At 74.4% G+C, this 14,400-nt stretch carries 10 protein-coding genes and 1 pseudogene; 4 read left to right on the top strand and 7 right to left on the bottom strand.

Annotation, left to right across the window (positions count from 1 at the left end):
• Positions 1-21 precede the first annotated feature (21 nt).
• A pseudogene (locus tag CHF16_RS24885) lies at positions 22-1,418 on the bottom strand (alanine/glycine:cation symporter family protein).
• Between the two features lie 599 nt (positions 1,419-2,017).
• On the opposite strand from CHF16_RS24885, the gene CHF16_RS24880 reads away from it, so the two are divergent.
• Positions 2,018-4,174 carry a SpoIIE family protein phosphatase gene (locus tag CHF16_RS24880; protein ID WP_089328542.1) on the top strand — a complete coding sequence of 719 codons (2,157 nt, stop codon included), beginning with the start codon at positions 2,018-2,020 and terminating at the stop codon, positions 4,172-4,174.
• A gap of 54 nt (positions 4,175-4,228) precedes the next feature.
• On the opposite strand, the gene CHF16_RS24875 is transcribed toward CHF16_RS24880, so the two are convergent.
• Positions 4,229-5,074: a universal stress protein gene (locus CHF16_RS24875; protein ID WP_089328541.1), complete on the bottom strand. Its 846-nt coding sequence runs from the start codon at positions 5,072-5,074 to the stop codon at positions 4,229-4,231.
• A gap of 10 nt (positions 5,075-5,084) precedes the next feature.
• Positions 5,085-5,969 carry a universal stress protein gene (locus tag CHF16_RS24870; protein WP_089328540.1) on the bottom strand — a complete coding sequence of 295 codons (885 nt, stop codon included), beginning with the start codon at positions 5,967-5,969 and terminating at the stop codon, positions 5,085-5,087.
• A 158-nt stretch (positions 5,970-6,127) separates the two neighbouring features.
• On the opposite strand from CHF16_RS24870, the gene CHF16_RS24865 reads away from it, so the two are divergent.
• From CHF16_RS24865 to CHF16_RS24855, 3 genes are all read left to right on the top strand, one after another.
• Entirely contained in the window at positions 6,128-6,646 is a 519-nt protein-coding gene (locus CHF16_RS24865) for a CBS domain-containing protein (RefSeq protein WP_089328539.1), read from the top strand.
• 200 nt (positions 6,647-6,846) lie between these two features.
• Entirely contained in the window at positions 6,847-9,156 is a 2,310-nt protein-coding gene (locus tag CHF16_RS24860; protein ID WP_089328538.1) for a transketolase-like TK C-terminal-containing protein, read from the top strand.
• A gap of 61 nt (positions 9,157-9,217) precedes the next feature.
• Positions 9,218-10,669: a dihydrolipoyl dehydrogenase family protein gene (locus tag CHF16_RS24855; RefSeq protein ID WP_089328537.1), complete on the top strand. Its 1,452-nt coding sequence runs from the start codon at positions 9,218-9,220 to the stop codon at positions 10,667-10,669.
• Here CHF16_RS24855 and CHF16_RS24850 read toward each other — a convergent pair.
• From CHF16_RS24850 to CHF16_RS24835, 4 genes are all read right to left on the bottom strand, one after another.
• The gene (locus CHF16_RS24850) at positions 10,657-11,511 is read right to left on the bottom strand and encodes a cytochrome c oxidase assembly protein (RefSeq protein ID WP_089328536.1); all 855 of its coding nucleotides are present in this window, start codon (positions 11,509-11,511) and stop codon (positions 10,657-10,659) included. The two genes, CHF16_RS24855 and CHF16_RS24850, sit on opposite strands and share 13 nt — an antisense overlap.
• Positions 11,511-12,065 (bottom strand): DUF2243 domain-containing protein, encoded by a 555-nt coding sequence (locus CHF16_RS24845; RefSeq protein ID WP_089328535.1) that lies wholly within the window; start codon positions 12,063-12,065, stop codon positions 11,511-11,513. The genes CHF16_RS24850 and CHF16_RS24845 overlap by 1 nt, the downstream gene beginning before the upstream one ends.
• A 74-nt stretch (positions 12,066-12,139) precedes the next feature.
• Positions 12,140-13,588, bottom strand: coding sequence for an aldehyde dehydrogenase family protein (locus CHF16_RS24840; protein WP_089328534.1), 1,449 nt, complete (start codon positions 13,586-13,588; stop codon positions 12,140-12,142).
• Entirely contained in the window at positions 13,585-14,394 is an 810-nt protein-coding gene (locus CHF16_RS24835; protein WP_089328533.1) for an SDR family oxidoreductase, read from the bottom strand. Before CHF16_RS24835 ends, CHF16_RS24840 begins: the two co-directional genes overlap by 4 nt.
• Positions 14,395-14,400 lie beyond the last annotated feature (6 nt).

Genomic DNA, 14,400 nt, shown 5'->3' with positions numbered 1-14,400 from the left:
GCCGGGTCCGGCGGTACGGGGTCAGGACTTGGCCTCGGCCGCGGGCTCGTCCTCCTTGGGGCGGTCCTTGAAGTAGGCGCGGGTCTCCCGCCAGACCAGCGGCCCCAGGATCACCAGGCCGATGAGGTTGGGCAGCGCCATGAGGCCGTTCATCACGTCCGAGAAGGTCCACACGGCGGTGAGGGTGGAGACCGACCCGATGTAGATGGCCACGATGAAGACGATCCGGTAGGGCAGGACGGCGCGCCTGCCGAACAGGTACTCCATGCAGCGCTCGCCGTAGTAGGACCAGCCGAGCAGGGTGGAGAAGGCGAAGAAGAGCACGCCCAGCGTGACGATGACGCTGCCCCAGTCGCCGGGCAGGCCCTCGTCGAACGCGCGGGCGGTGAAGGTGGCCGCCTGGTCCTCGCCGCCGGTCTTCCAGGCGCCGGTCACCAGGATCGTCAGCGCGGTGAAGCTGACCACGACCAGGGTGTCGATGAAGGTCTGCGTCATCGACACGAGCGCCTGCCGGACGGGGTGCGTGGTCTTGGCCGCGGCCGCGGCGATGCCGCCGGTGCCGAGCCCGGACTCGTTGGAGAAGATCCCCCGCGCGACGCCGTACCGGACGGCGGCGGCGACCCCCGCGCCGACGAAGCCGCCGGTGGCGGACGTCCCCGAGAACGCGTCGGTGAAGATGAGCCCGATCGCGCCGGGCAGCTCCTCGATCTCGTAGATGAGGACCGCGGCGGCGCCGACGATGTAGAACACGATCATCACCGGGACGAAGGCGCTGGTGATCCGGCCGATGCTCTTGATGCCGCCGAGGATGACGGCGGCGGCGAGCAGGGTCACGATCACGCCGGTGGCCCACGGCGTCAGGCCCCACTCGTCCTCAACGTTCTCGGCGACCGTGTTGGCCTGCACCATGTTCCCGATGCCGAACGCCGCGACGGCGCCCGCGATCGCGAAGAACCCGCCGAGGAACCATCCGAGGCGGCCCTTGATGCCCGCGCCCGGAGGTAGTGCATCGGGCCGCCGCTCTGCTCTCCGGCGGCGTCGGTGCGCCGGAACCGCACGCCGAGGTACGCCTCGCTGTACTTGGTGGCCATCCCGACCAGGCCGGTGACCCACATCCAGAACACCGCGCCGGGCCCGCCGAGGGCGATGGCGGTCGCCACGCCCGCGATGTTGCCGACGCCCACCGTGGCGGCCAGCGCCGTCGTCAGCGCCTGGTAGTGCGCGATGTCGCCGGCGGCGTCGCCGTCCTCCTTGCGTTTGAAGAACGCGAGCCAGAAGGCCAGCCGGAAGTGCCGGAACTGGAGCCCGCGCAGCAGGATCGTGAGGTAGAGGCCGGTCAGCAGCAGCAACGGGATCAGGAGCCACGGCCCCCAGACGAAACTACTGACGTCGGACAGGAAGGTCTCCAGTGACTTCATGAAACCACCGCGAGGAGGGGGGCTGAGGGAGCGGAGGGAGCTTCCCTGGACGGTAACCCGGCCGTGCGCCCTTGTGAAGATCCCTATTTGACCCGTTGTGCGCGGCGACCGGCGGTACCGGCTCACCGGGCGCCTCGGCGACGCCGTCCACACCTCGGTCACCGCCTACACCGCCTCGTCCGGCGGCGTGACGGCCGCCGCGCGGATCGACGGAGACGGCCTGGCCGCCGGTCCCGGCGGCGAGTTCCCGCTCCGAGTCGGCGGGCCGCGGCGGCACGAGGAGTGCGTCGTCGCGATGAATCCGGGCTTCCGCAACTGGGGCTTCGGCTCCACCGGCGCGTCCTGTACACCCTCGACGCCGGCAACGGCCGCCGCTGGGTCCTCGAGGCCCGGCGCACACCGCCGAGCTCCCCAGCCTCGCCGCCGCCTTCCCCGGCGCCTTCGTGATCTTCCTGCACCGCGACATCGCGCGGACCATCGCCTCCGGACCGCCCCTGCATGGCCCCAGGTAAGGACGGGTATGGCTACCGGTCATTAGAGAACCCCTCCACGCGGACGGCCGGCGAAACCCGCCGGCACGCGGACGGAGACCAACGACCATGCGATCGCGACGTGTCCCTTCGGCCGCCGCTCCGGACGCCGCCCTGGAGCGGCTCGGGGCGGCCCTGGTGGAGGTGATGTCGCAGGTCGGCGCTTCGGTCGGAGGGGCGTTCCTGCTGCCCGCCCAGGAACGCGTGCTGAGGCTGGCGGTGGTGTGCGGCGCCACCCGGCAGATCGTCGCCCCGTGGGCGCGGATCTCCCTGCACGACCCGCATCCGGTCCCCGACGCCGTCCGCACGAAGCGGCTCGTGTGGCTGAGCGGGCAGGAGGAGATCGCCCGCTGCTACCCGCGGCTGTCGCTCGCGGTGCCGTACGACTTCAGGCTCGCCGCGGTACCGATCGCCGACGCCACCGAGCTGGTGGGCGGCCTGGCGCTGCTGTGGCCGGTCACTCACCCGCAGGAGCTGAGCGACGACGAGCACGAGGCGATCAACGGCTTCTGCCAGCGGGCGATGCTGCTCGCGCAGCCCGTCCCCGCCGGCGCGGCCGGGCTGCGGTGCCCGCTTGAGCCGTACATCCTGCCGCCCCTCCCCCCACACCTCCCCCGTCCGTCGGCGCGGGACGAGGCGCTCGCGGCGGTCGCGTTCGCAGAGCGCCTGCCCACGGGCTGCTGCGCCCTCGACATCGACGGCCGTGTCATCTTCGCCAACTCGGCCGCGGCCGATCTGCTCGGCGCCGGGGCCGACGAGCTGACGGGAGCCCGCCCGTGGGAGGCGCAGCCGTGGCTCGGCGACGCCCTCTTCGAGGCCCACTACCGGGCCGCCGTGGTCGGCCGCCAGCCCTCGTCCTTCACCACCGTCCGGCCACCGGACACCCGGCTGAGGTTCCACCTCTACCCCGACGTGTCCGGGATCAGCGTCCTGATCGAGCCCGCCCCGGACGAGGAGCCGACCGTGCGGGCCCCCGCCCGGCCGGACCAGCGGAAGTCCACCTCCGCGGAACTGGCCGGGGTGGACACGCTCTACCAGATGACCCACCTGGCCGCCGCCCTCACCGAGGCCGCGGGGCTCGACCAGGTGGTCGAGCTCGTCTGCGACCAGATTGTGCCCGCCTTCGGCCCCAAGGCCCTGGTGCTGATGACGGTGCGGGACGGCAGGCTCTGCGTCGTCGGCCACCGCGGGCCCGTCGCCGGGCTCGCGAAGGATCTGGACGGCACACCGCTGACCTCCCCCGTTCCGGCCGCGCAGACGCTGGCGTCCAGCAGGCCCAAGTTCTTCTCCAGTTTCGCCGAACTCCTGCGGGCCTACCCCGAGGCGATCTACGCGGAGGGCATGGAGGCCCGCGCCTTCCTGCCCCTCATCGCCTCCGGCCGCCTCATCGGCACCCTCGTCCTGAGCTACGAGGACGTCCACCACTTCTCGCGGGCCGAGCGCGCCGTCCTGATGTCACTGGCCGGGCTGACCGCCCAGGCGATGGACCGCGCCCGCCTCTACGACATCAAGCACGATCTGGCGCGCACGCTGCAGTCGGCGCTGCTGCCCCATGCCCTGCCCGAGGTCGGCGGCCTCGAGGTGGCCGCCCGCTACCAGCCCGCCAACCGCGGCATGGACGTCGGCGGCGACTTCTACGACCTCATCCGCATCGGCCCGACGACGGCCATCGCCGCGATCGGGGACGTCCAGGGGCACCACACGAGCGCGGCCGCGCTCATGGGCCAGGTCCGCACCGCCATCCACTCCCATGCCGGCGTCGGCTCGCCGCCGGGCGGCATCCTCGCCGCCACCAACCGCCTCCTCATCGACCTGGACACCGAGCTGTTCGCCAGCTGCCTGATCGTCCGGCTCGACCTGGCGCGCCGGTGCGCCCAGCTCGCCACCGCGGGCCACCCGCCGCCCCTGCTCCACCGTCCCGGCGAAGGCACCGCGTCCGTCGCCGTGTCGCCCGGCCTGCTGCTCGGCATCGATTCCTGCGCCGACTACCCCACGTGCGAGATCCCCCTGTTCCCGGGTGCCGTCCTGGCCCTCTACACCGACGGGATGGTCGAGGTCCCCGGAATCGACATCGGCGAGACCACGGCCGAACTCGCGCGCCAGCTCACCAAGGCCGCGGACCGGTCCATGGACGCGGTCGCCGACACCCTCCTGGCCAAGGCCGCCACCGCGACGCATCGGCAGGACGACGCCGCACTCCTCCTGATCCGCGTCCTCCAGCCCTGAGATCCCGTCCGGCACCGAGGTCCCGTCCGGCACCGAGCTCCCGCCGCCGCGGCCTCACCAGGTGCGGTTCGGGGCGACGGCGACCGTGCACGGCGCGTGCTTGAGCAGCGCGTCGCTCGTCGCACCGAGGTGCAGCGACTCCACCTCCCCGGCCCCACGCGCGCCCACCACCATGAGCGTCGCGTCCTCGGACGCCGCGAACAGCGCCTGGCGCGGGGACTTCAGCACCAGCGACGTCGCCGCCTCCACCTGCGAGTACTTCACCCGCCACGGTGCCACCGCGCGCTCCAGCACGGCACCGGCCACGCGGCGCAGCCGGTCCTCGTCACCGAACAGCGTCAGGTCCCCATCGGGCGCCGCTCCCGGCTCCCAGCAGCCGTACACCGCGCGCAGCCGCCAGCCGCGCAGCGCCGCCTCCTCGAACGCGAACGCCAGCGCGGCGTCCGCGCCAGGCGACCCGTCCACGCCGACGACCACGAGCCCGTCGCGCGGCGCCGGCGACCGGACCACCAGCACCGGACGGTCGGCCTTGGCCGGCACCCGCAGTGCCGTCGAGCCGACGGGGATCTGGTCCGGCCCGTGCGAACCGAGCACGATCACCTCGGCGTCCGCCGCCTCGTTCAGCAGCGCGGGAGCGGCGCTGCCGTCCTTCAGCCGCCCGCGCACCTTCAGCCCCGGCGCCAGCTCCCGCGCCAGCCCCACACCGTGGTCGAGGAGGTGCTCGCCCATCCGCCGGATGGTCGCCTCGCCCTCGTAGTCGATGTAGCTGATCGGGTACGGCCAGCGCCAGACGTGGCACACCGTCAGCGGCAGCCGCCGCAGCCGGGCCTCGCCCACCGCCCACCGCACGGCCCGCTCGCTCTCACTGGTCCCGTCGTAGCCCACGACCACGTGGCTCATGACGTACTCCTCATTCGATGTCCGGGTCGCGCTCATGGACGACCGCGACAGGGCTCGGTGCCTCGTGCAGGACGGCGCGGGTGACCGCGCCGAGCAGGGTTCGGGGGGACGATCCGATCCCGCGGTCGCCGACCACGAGCAGCATCGCGTCCCGCGCGGTTTCGGCCAGGACGTGCCGGGCCCGCTCCATGACGAACCTGCGCTCCACGGCGACGTCCGGATACTCGGCCAGCCACGGCTCCACCGCGGCGGCGAACCGTGTCTCGGCCTGCTTCTTGATGCTCTCGGGGTCGGTGAACGGCAGGCGCTCGGGCGCGGGCAGCACGGCGGGGTCCCACCAGGCGCAGACCAGCGTCACCCCGGCATCGCGGAGCCCGGCCTCCCGCAGCGCGAACCGCACCGCGGCCGCGCTCGCCGGCGAACCGTCGACGCCCACGACGATCCGCGCGCTGGGCCGCCGCTCATGTGCGGGCACCACGACCACGGGACGCACGGCATGCGCGGGAACGTGCACGGCCGCGGAGCCGATCGGCAGCTTGTCGAAGCCGCCCGCCCCCCGCGCACCGATCACGATCAGCGCCGCCTCCGCCGAGGCGTCGAGAAGCGCGCCGGGCGGCGTGCCCTTCACCAGCAGCGGGCGGACGTCCACGTCCGGGGCCATCCGCCGGGCGCGCCGGACACCGTCGTCGAGAGCCAGCGCCCCCATGGTCTTGACGATCTCCAGCGCCTCCTCGTCGCGCGGGGTCAGCGGGTGCGTCAGCGGGTAGGGCCAGGTCCAGGCGTGGCAGAGCAGGAGCGGCACGCCGCGCAGGGACGCCTCGGCGGCCGCCCAGCGCAGTGCCCGTCCGGCGGCCGGTGAGGCGTCGAACCCCACCAGGACGGCTCGATCGTCCATCGCCCTCACCCCCTCTTCTCCGAGCCTCACCGTTCTGCCGCGCCGTATGCAGGGGCAGGGGTCCACCAGGGCACGGGACCTTCGTCCCTGGGGTGCGTCCGGCCGGGAAGAGCAGGCTGGAAGTGGATCCCGATGAGGGTGGACCGCCAGGAGGGAACATGACCGAGGAGCCGCTGGAACGGCGCCCCGCCGCCGACCTGATGACCCGGGACCTGCTCACCGTCGCGGCGAGCGAGTCCGTCCTGATGGCCTGGGAGCTGATGTGCAAGGCCGAGGTGCACCATCTGCCCGTCACCGATGACGAGGGCGGCTTCCTGGGCGTCCTGGACGCGCAGACCCTCACCGCGACGTGGGACGCCGCGGCCCCGCTGCAAGCCCGCCGGCCCGTGACGGCCTTCCTGCCGCCCCGCCCGCCCGCGACGGTCCGGCCGTCGGCCACCCTCCGGGAGGCCGCGCGCGCCATGCTCGATTCCGGCAGGGACTTCGTCCCGGTGATCGACGAGCACGGCGCCCTGGCCGGGCTGCTCACCGCCCGCGACCTGATCGGCGCGCTCGCCGGGGCCGAACGCGACATCGCCCCGCGCAGCGGGGGCATGCCGTCCCTCTACCGGATCGAACCGGTGCTGCCGAGCAGGCCGCCAGCCCACCCCGGCTCCAGCAGCATCACGCCCGACTGACCGGGCCCCCGGTCGCCGAGAGGGCCGCCGTCGCCGAGAGGGCCGCCGTTGCTGATCGGGCCTCCGCTGGGACGATGGTCACCGGCCGTCTCCCGCCCCACCAAGGCCGAACTCGGTTGTTATGGGGCGAATTCGGGACCGTACCCTGGCGAGGCGACGCCGAGGCAACGGAGCCGGCGCCGAGGGCAAAGGAGCCGACGATGAACGATCCGGTGGCGACGGCCACGCACTCCGGGGTGCTGGAGGAGGTCGAGCGGCGGGTGCTGTGGCTGTCGACGGCCATCGTGCACCACGCCAACCGGGTGCGGCCCAACACGTCGGGGCTGAAGGTGGGCGGGCACCAGGCGTCGTCGGCGTCCATCGCGTCGATCATGACGGCGCTGTGGTTCGGCCACCTCGGGCCGGACGACCGCGTGTCGGTCAAGCCGCACGCCTCCCCCGTGCTGCACGCGATCAACTACCTGCTCGGCGAGCTGGACGAGCGGTACCTGACGTCCCTGCGCGAGTTCGGCGGCCTGCAGAGCTACCCGAGCCGGACCAAGGACCCCGACCCCGTCGACTACTCGACCGGGTCGGTGGGCATCGGGGCCACCGCGCCGATCTGGGGCGCGATCGCCCGCCGGTACGCCGACCGCGAGGCCGGCGGGACGCCCGCGGGCCGGCAGTACTCGCTGGTCGGCGACGCCGAGCTGGACGAGGGCGCGGTCTGGGAGGCGATCCTGGACCCGGGCGTCGCCGAGCTCGGCGAGATCGTCTGGATCGTCGACCTCAACCGGCAGTCCCTGGACCGGGTCGTCCCGTACCTGGCCGCGCACCGGCTGAAGGGCATGTTCGGCGCCGCCGGCTGGCAGGTGCTGACGCTGAAGTACGGCCGGCTGCTGACCGAGCTGTTCGGCCGGCCCGGCGGCGACGAGCTGCGCGCACGGATCGACGCGATGTCCAACCCCGAGTACCAGCGGCTGCTGCGCTGCGACGCCGGCGAGCTCCGCGAACGGCTCCCGGCCGGCAGCGAGCCCGTCGCCCGGCTCGTCGCGACGCTGGACGACGCCACCCTCCTGGCCGCGATGCGCAACCTCGGCGGCCACGACCTCGGCAGCCTGTCCGACGCGTTCGAGGCGATCGACGACACCCGGCCGACCGTGATCTTCGCGTACACGGTCAAGGGGCACGGCCTGCCCAGCGAGGGGCACCCGCAGAACCACTCCGCGCTGCTGACCGCCGGCGAGATCGCCGGGCTCGCGGCCCGGCTGGGCGTCGACCCGGAGGAGCCGTGGGCCCGCTTCGAGGAGGGGTCGGCGGCCGCCCGGCTGTGCGCCGAGACCGCCGCGCGGCTGCGCCGGGCGCCCGCCGCGCCCCAGGCCCCGCCGCCGCTGCCCACCGACATCGGCCGCACCCCCAGGGGCACCGCGACCACCCAGGCCGCCCTGGGCAGGCTCCTGCTGGACCTCACCCGGGAGGCGCCCGAGGCCGCGGCGCGGATCGTCACCGTCAGCCCGGACGTCAGTTCCAGCACCAACCTCGGCGGCTGGGTGAACAAGGTCGGCGTCTGGTCGACCAGCGAGCGCCGCGACTGGTTCGCCGACGACGGCGAGACGATCCTGCACTGGCGCGAGGGGCCGGCGGGCCAGCACATCGAGCTGGGCATCGCCGAGACCAACCTGGTCGGGCTGCTCGGCGAGCTCGGCGCCACCTGGAGCCGCTGGAACCGCCCGCTGCTGCCGATCGGCGTGCTGTACGACCCGTTCGTCGGCCGCGCCCTGGAGCCCTGGTCGTTCGGCATCTACGCCGGCGGCCAGTCGATCCTGATCGGCACCCCGTCCGGGGTGACGCTGGCCCCCGAGGGCGGCGCGCACCAGTCCGTCATCACCCCGTCGATCGGTGTCGAGCAGCCGGGCTGCGTCGCCTACGAGCCCGCGTTCGTCCTCGACACCGAATGGACGCTGCTGGCGAGCATGGCCCGCCTCGGCCGCCCCGGCGGCGGCTCGGCCTACCTGCGGCTGTCGACCCGTCCGGTGGACCAGACGCTCGCGGCGGTGCCGGAGGACCCGGCGGCCCGGGAGCGCCGCCGGAGGCAGGTGATCGCCGGGGCCTACCCGCTGCGCCGCTCGTCCGCCCGTCCCGCCGTCACCATCGCGGCGATGGGCGCCCTGGTGCCCGAGGCGCTCGCCGCCGCCGACCGCCTGGAGCAGGCGGGCGTCGGCACCGACGTGGTGTGCGTGACCAGCCCCGGCCTGCTCTTCCAGGCCCTCCGCTCCCGCCAGGGCCACGACGACGCGCCGAACTGGATCCTGGACCAGGCGTTCCCGGCCGCGCGCGCGACGCCGCTCGTCACCGTCCTGGACGGGCATCCCCACACGCTGGCGTTCCTCGCCGGGGTCAACAACGTGCCCTGCGCCACCCTCGGCGTCACCGGGTTCGGGCAGTCCGGCTCGATCGACGACGTCTACCGCCACCATGGCATCGACACCGACTCGATCGTCCGCGCCGCCCTGGACCTCCACGGCGGGTAGGGGGACGCGTACGCGGCTCGGCGCGGCCGAGCGCCGGGAGCCGTGTGATCGAGGACGATGCATGGAGCAGACGGCGCCGATCAGGAGGCAGGGGGCCATGGACGAGTTCGACGTTGTGGTGCTGGGAGCCGGGCCGACCGGGGAGAACCTGGCGGACCGGGCGCACGCCGGCGGGCTGAGCGTGGCGGTCGTGGAGGACGAGCTGGTCGGCGGGGAGTGCTCGTACTGGGCGTGCATGCCCAGCAAGGCGCTGCTGCGCCCGCCCGCCGCCCTCGCGAACGCCCGGCGACTGCCCGGTGCCCGCGAGGCGGCCGGCGGGACGCTGGACGCGGCGGCCGTCCTGCGGCGCCGCGACGAGTTCGCCGCGCACTGGAAGGACGGCGGGCAGGTCGACTGGCTGGAGTCCGCCGGGCTCGTGCTGGTGCGGGGCCGCGGTCGGCTGGACGGGGTCAGGCGCGTCATCGTGGACACCCCGGACGGCGGGCGGCGGGTGCTGACGGCCCGGCACGCCGTCGCGGTCTGCACGGGCACCCGCGCGGCGCTGCCCGACCTGCCGGGGTTGGCCGAGGTCCGTCCCTGGACCAGCCGAGAGGCGACGTCGTCATCACGGGTGCCGGGCCGGCTGGCCGTCGTCGGCGGCGGCGTGGTGGCGTGCGAGATGGCCACGGCCTGGCGGGCGCTCGGCAGCGAGGTGGTGCAGCTGGTGCGCGGATCCCGGCTGATGGCGCGGATGGAGCCGTTCGCGGGAGAGCTGGTGACGCAGGGACTGCGCGCGGCCGGGGTCGACGTGCGCTTCGGGACGTCCGTCACCGGTGCCCGCCGCGACGGGCAGGTGACCCTCACGCTGGACGGCGGTGAGACGCTCACCGTCGACGAGGTCCTGTTCGCCACCGGGCGGAAGCCCGCCACGGCCGACCTCGGCCTGGAGACGGTCGGGCTGAACCCGGGCCGTCCGATCGAGGTGGACTCCACCGGACTGGCGGCCGGCGTCCCCGGCGAGTGGCTCTACGCGGCCGGGGACGTCAACGGGCGGGCGCTGCTGACCCACCAGGGCAAGTACCAGGGCCGGATCTTCGGCGCGGTGATCGCCGACCGCGCCGCCGGGCGCGCCCTCGACACCGCCGACTGGGGACGCAGCGTCGCGACCGCGGACGAGCGGGCGGTGCCGCAGGTCGTCTTCACCGATCCGGAGGCGGCGGCCGTCGGGCTCACCCTGGAGGAGGCGGAACGCGCGGGGCACCGGGTCCGGGCGGTCGACTACGACCTCGGCTCCGTGGCGGGCGCCTCCCTGCACGCCGACGGCTACCTGGGCCGCGCCCGCGCGGTGGTCGACCTGGACCGCGAGGTCCTCCTCGGCGCCACCTTCGTCGGCGGGGACGTGGCTGAGCTGCTCCACTCGGCCACCATCGCCGTCACCGCCGAGGTCCCCATCTCGCGGCTCTGGCACGCCGTCCCCGCGTACCCGACGATCAGCGAGATCTGGCTCCGCCTGCTGGAGACCTACCGCGGCTGAAGACCGGTGGCGGCTCCCGCCCGGCGTTTCCCGGCGACGGCCACGGGACGGCGGGCGGGACGGCGGGCGGGACGGCGGGCGGGGCGCCAGGTGGCGACGAGGGCGGCGGCGAGCAGGAGTTCGGCGACGTCCCCGCCGTAGTACATGATCTCCGCGCCGCCGCGGACCTGGGCGGCGGGAGCGTGCACGTCGATGAGGAACCCGCCGTACATCAGCTGGGCGATGACGGCGTGGAGGGCGATCGCCGCGCCGAGGACGACCAGCCGCGCCTTGACCGGGGGCCGTGCGGGTGCGGGATCGGGTCCGGCGATGACCCACGCGAACAGGAAGCCCGAGAGCACGAAGTGCGCGTGCATGAGCCAGTGCAGGGCCGGGCGGGAGGTCGTGGCGTCGTACAGCGGGGTGAAGTACAGCACGGCCAGGCTTCCGGTACTGAGCGTCAGCGCGACGATGGGGTGGGCCAGGACCCTCATCGGCGTGCTGCGCAGCACGCCGGTCAGGTCTCGGGCCCGCTCGGTCGGCAGCCCGCGCAAGAGCACGGTGATCGGGGCGCCCAGGACCAGGGCCAGCGGCGCGTACATTCCCAGCAGCATGTGCTGGAGCATGTGGCCGCGGAAGTCCTCGTGCGCCCACGGCGCGATCGGCGGCAGCAGCGCCACCGCCAGCAGCGCGCACCCGGCCAGGAACATCGCCGTGCGCCACCGGTCCCGGGAGCGGGTCGTCCGGCCGGGTTTGGAGCGTGCGAGCAGCAGGTAGGCGACCGCGAGGGCCGCCACACCGGCCACCGCGAGCACGGTGGCCCATCCGCCGCCGCCGTGCGCCGGCGTCGGGTGCTGGTGCATCAGGCGCTCCAGGGCCGGAAGGAGGCGTCAGGCTCCGGGTCGAACGGGGTTCCGGTGCGCTGCACCAGCCATCCGAAGGCCGCGAGCACCGCGCCCAGCGCCAGGAAACCCATGTCCCACCAGAACTGGTTCGGGCCGCCGTGCACGTGGTGGATGCCGAGGATCTGGTGGTCGACGACGCCTTCGACGATGTTGAACAGCCCCCATCCGACCAGCACCCATCCCCACAGCACCTGGGACGTCCACACCCGGCGGCGGCGATGGGTGACGCGCGAGTACAGGACGGCCAGCCCGCCCAGCACCGACAGCCAGCACAGCACGTGGAACAGGCCGTCCCACACCGTGTTCATCTCCAGCCCGGACACCGTGTGGGGGTCGTAGTACTTCAGCCCGAGCCGGTCGGTGTCGGTGCTGGTGAGCATGTGGTGCCACTGCAGGAGCTGGTGCAGCAGGATCCCGTCGACGAAGCCGCCGAGGCCGACGCCCAGGGCGATGCCGGGCAACTGAAGACTGGCCGGCCTGGCGTCGCCGGCCCGTTCGCTGGCGGTGGTCATGGGCGGCTGCTACCCGGCGCCGACCCGAGTATTCGCCGGGCCGGCGGCGCCGGCGCGTCCGGCGACGGTGAAGATCAGAGCTGCAGTGCCTTGGTCTCCAGGAACTCCTCGATCCCCCAGCGGCCCAGTTCGCGGCCGTTCCCGGAGCGTCCGTAGCCGCCGAAGGGGGCCGCCGGGTTGAAGGCGCCGCCGTTGATGTCGACCTGTCCGGTGCGCAGGCGGCGGGCGACGGCGACCGCCGAGTCCCGGTCCGGTCCCCACACGGCGCCGGCCAGCCCGTAGGGCGTGCCGTTGGCGAGCGCGATCGCCTCCTCGACGCCGTCGTAGGGCTGGACGGCCAGCACGGGCCCGAACACCTCCTCCTGGACGATCTCCGCGCCGGGCGCGACGCCGGTGACGATCGTCGGGCGCACGTAGTGGCCGCGGGGCAGCCCCGCCGGACGCTCCGCTCCTCCGGCGACGATCCGGGCGCCGGCGGCCTCGGCCCGCTCGATGAAGCCCGTGACGGTCCGCCGCTGGGCCGCCGACACGACCGGGCCGAGGTCCGTCCCGGGCCGGGCCGGGTCGCCGACGACGAGCGCGCCGGCGTGCGCGGCGGCCAGGTGCAGCGCCGCGTCGAGGTCCGCGCGCGGCACGAGGAGCCGGGTCCAGGCCGTGCAGGTCTGGCCGGAGTTGAGCATGGCCGCGTCGACGGACGCGGGCACGGCCGCCTCGAGATCGGCGCCCGGAAGGAGCACGCTCGCGGACTTGCCGCCCAGTTCGAGGCTGACGCGCTTGATGCCGGCGGCGGCGACGGCCGCGACGCGGGCGCCGACCCGGGTGGAACCGGTGAAGGAGACCGCGTCCACGCCCGGATGGGCGGCGAGGGCCTCCCCGACGACCCGTCCCGGGCCGGGAACGAGGTTGAACACGCCCGGCGGGACATCGGCCTCGTCGATCGCGTCGGTGAGCAGATAGGCCGACAGCGGCGTCAGCTCGGCCGGTTTCAGCACGACGGCCGCGCCGGCGGCGAGGGCACCCCCGATCTTGGCGAGGACCTGGTAGAGGGGGTAGTTCCACGGGGTGATGCAGGCGGCGACGCCGATCCCCTCGCGCAGGACGAGCGAGTTCCCGACGCGCTCCTCCCAGGCGAGGTCCCCTGCGGCGTCGAGGTAGGCGCGCAGGACGTCCAGTCCCGTGTCGACGTGCGCCTCGCGGGCCACCCGCAGCGGCGCGCCGACCTCCGCGACGGTCGTCTCCACGAGCAGGTCCCGGCGGCGTTCGAGGGCGCCGCGGACCCGTTCGAGCACGGCCAGCCGCTCGCGCGGCGGCAGTGCCGACCAGGAGGGGAAGGCCGCCGCCGCGGCCGACACCGCGGCCTCGGCGTCCGCGGCTCCGGCGTCGGCGGCGGTCCCGGTCGCCGCCTCGGTCGCCGGGTTCTCGACCTCGACGGTCCGGCCCGAGGCGGTCTCGCGCCACCGTCCGCCGATGTACACCGCCGACCGGTCCCATTCCGGGCGGCGGGCGGTCCGCCGGGCGCTCATGCCCGCGCCGAGGAGTCGGAGTAGACGGCCTTGCCGAGCCACTGGCCGCCGTCCACGGAGAGGACGTCGCCGGTGATGTAGGCGGCGCGCCGGGGGTCGAGCAGGAACGCCGCCGACTCGGCCACCTCCTCCGGCGTGGTGAACCGGTTCGCGGGGACGCTGCCGAGCACGCGGTCGCGGTCCTCCTCGGTCGGCCACAGCGCGGCGCCGGCCCCCTCGGTCTCGGTGGGGCCCGGGGAGATGCAGTTGACCCGCACTCCGCGTCCTCCCCATTCGGAGGCGAGGGTGCGCGTCATCGCGAGGACGCCGCCCTTGGCCGCCGCGCTGTGGACGGTCCCGGGGTGCCCGTGCCAGGCGTAGCTGGCGATGACGTTGAGGATCGAGCCCCGGCCCGCGGCGAGCATGTGGCGGGCCGCGGCTCGGGTGCCGTAGAAGGTGCCGTTGAGGACGATGTCGACCACAGCGCGCCAGCCGCCGGGCGAGAGGTCCTCGGCGGGGCACACGAAGTTGCCCGCCGCGTTGTTGACCATCGCGTCGATGCGCCCGTACTCGGCGGCGACGCCGTCCACCGCAGCGGTGAGCGCGTCGGCGTCGCGCACGTCGCAGGTGACGACCGCGGCCCCGGCGCCGAGTTCCTCGGCCATGCGGGCGGTCTCCGCCAGGGGCTCGGCGCGCCTGCCGATGACGACGACGTCCCCTCCCCCGGCGGCGTAGCGGACGGCGATGGCCCGGCCGATGCCCGATCCGCCGCCGGTGACGACGGCGACCCGGCCGGCGAACTCGGCGAGCGGCGACTTCTCGATCATGGCTTC

Source organism: Actinomadura meyerae (assembly GCF_900188445.1).
GTDB classification, from domain to species: Bacteria; Actinomycetota; Actinomycetes; order Streptosporangiales; family Streptosporangiaceae; genus Spirillospora; species Spirillospora meyerae.
The sequence above is the reverse complement of the archived record's forward strand: the minus strand, read 5'-3'. Positions and strand labels throughout refer to the sequence as shown.

What these genes read in the sequence shown, in the direction of transcription:
- CHF16_RS24855 (WP_089328537.1), top strand. Translation starts at nt 9,218, where the DNA reads ATGGAGCAGACGGCGCCGATCAGGAGGCAGGGGGCCATGGACGAGTTC.
- CHF16_RS24840 (WP_089328534.1), bottom strand. Translation starts at nt 13,588, where the DNA reads ATGAGCGCCCGGCGGACCGCCCGCCGCCCGGAATGGGACCGGTCGGCG.
- CHF16_RS24865 (WP_089328539.1), top strand. Translation starts at nt 6,128, where the DNA reads ATGACCGAGGAGCCGCTGGAACGGCGCCCCGCCGCCGACCTGATGACC.
- CHF16_RS24850 (WP_089328536.1), bottom strand. Translation starts at nt 11,511, where the DNA reads ATGCACCAGCACCCGACGCCGGCGCACGGCGGCGGCGGATGGGCCACC.
- CHF16_RS24835 (WP_089328533.1), bottom strand. Translation starts at nt 14,394, where the DNA reads ATGATCGAGAAGTCGCCGCTCGCCGAGTTCGCCGGCCGGGTCGCCGTC.
- CHF16_RS24870 (WP_089328540.1), bottom strand. Translation starts at nt 5,969, where the DNA reads ATGGACGATCGAGCCGTCCTGGTGGGGTTCGACGCCTCACCGGCCGCC.
- CHF16_RS24845 (WP_089328535.1), bottom strand. Translation starts at nt 12,065, where the DNA reads ATGACCACCGCCAGCGAACGGGCCGGCGACGCCAGGCCGGCCAGTCTT.
- CHF16_RS24880 (WP_089328542.1), top strand. Translation starts at nt 2,018, where the DNA reads ATGCGATCGCGACGTGTCCCTTCGGCCGCCGCTCCGGACGCCGCCCTG.
- CHF16_RS24875 (WP_089328541.1), bottom strand. Translation starts at nt 5,074, where the DNA reads ATGAGCCACGTGGTCGTGGGCTACGACGGGACCAGTGAGAGCGAGCGG.
- CHF16_RS24860 (WP_089328538.1), top strand. Translation starts at nt 6,847, where the DNA reads ATGAACGATCCGGTGGCGACGGCCACGCACTCCGGGGTGCTGGAGGAG.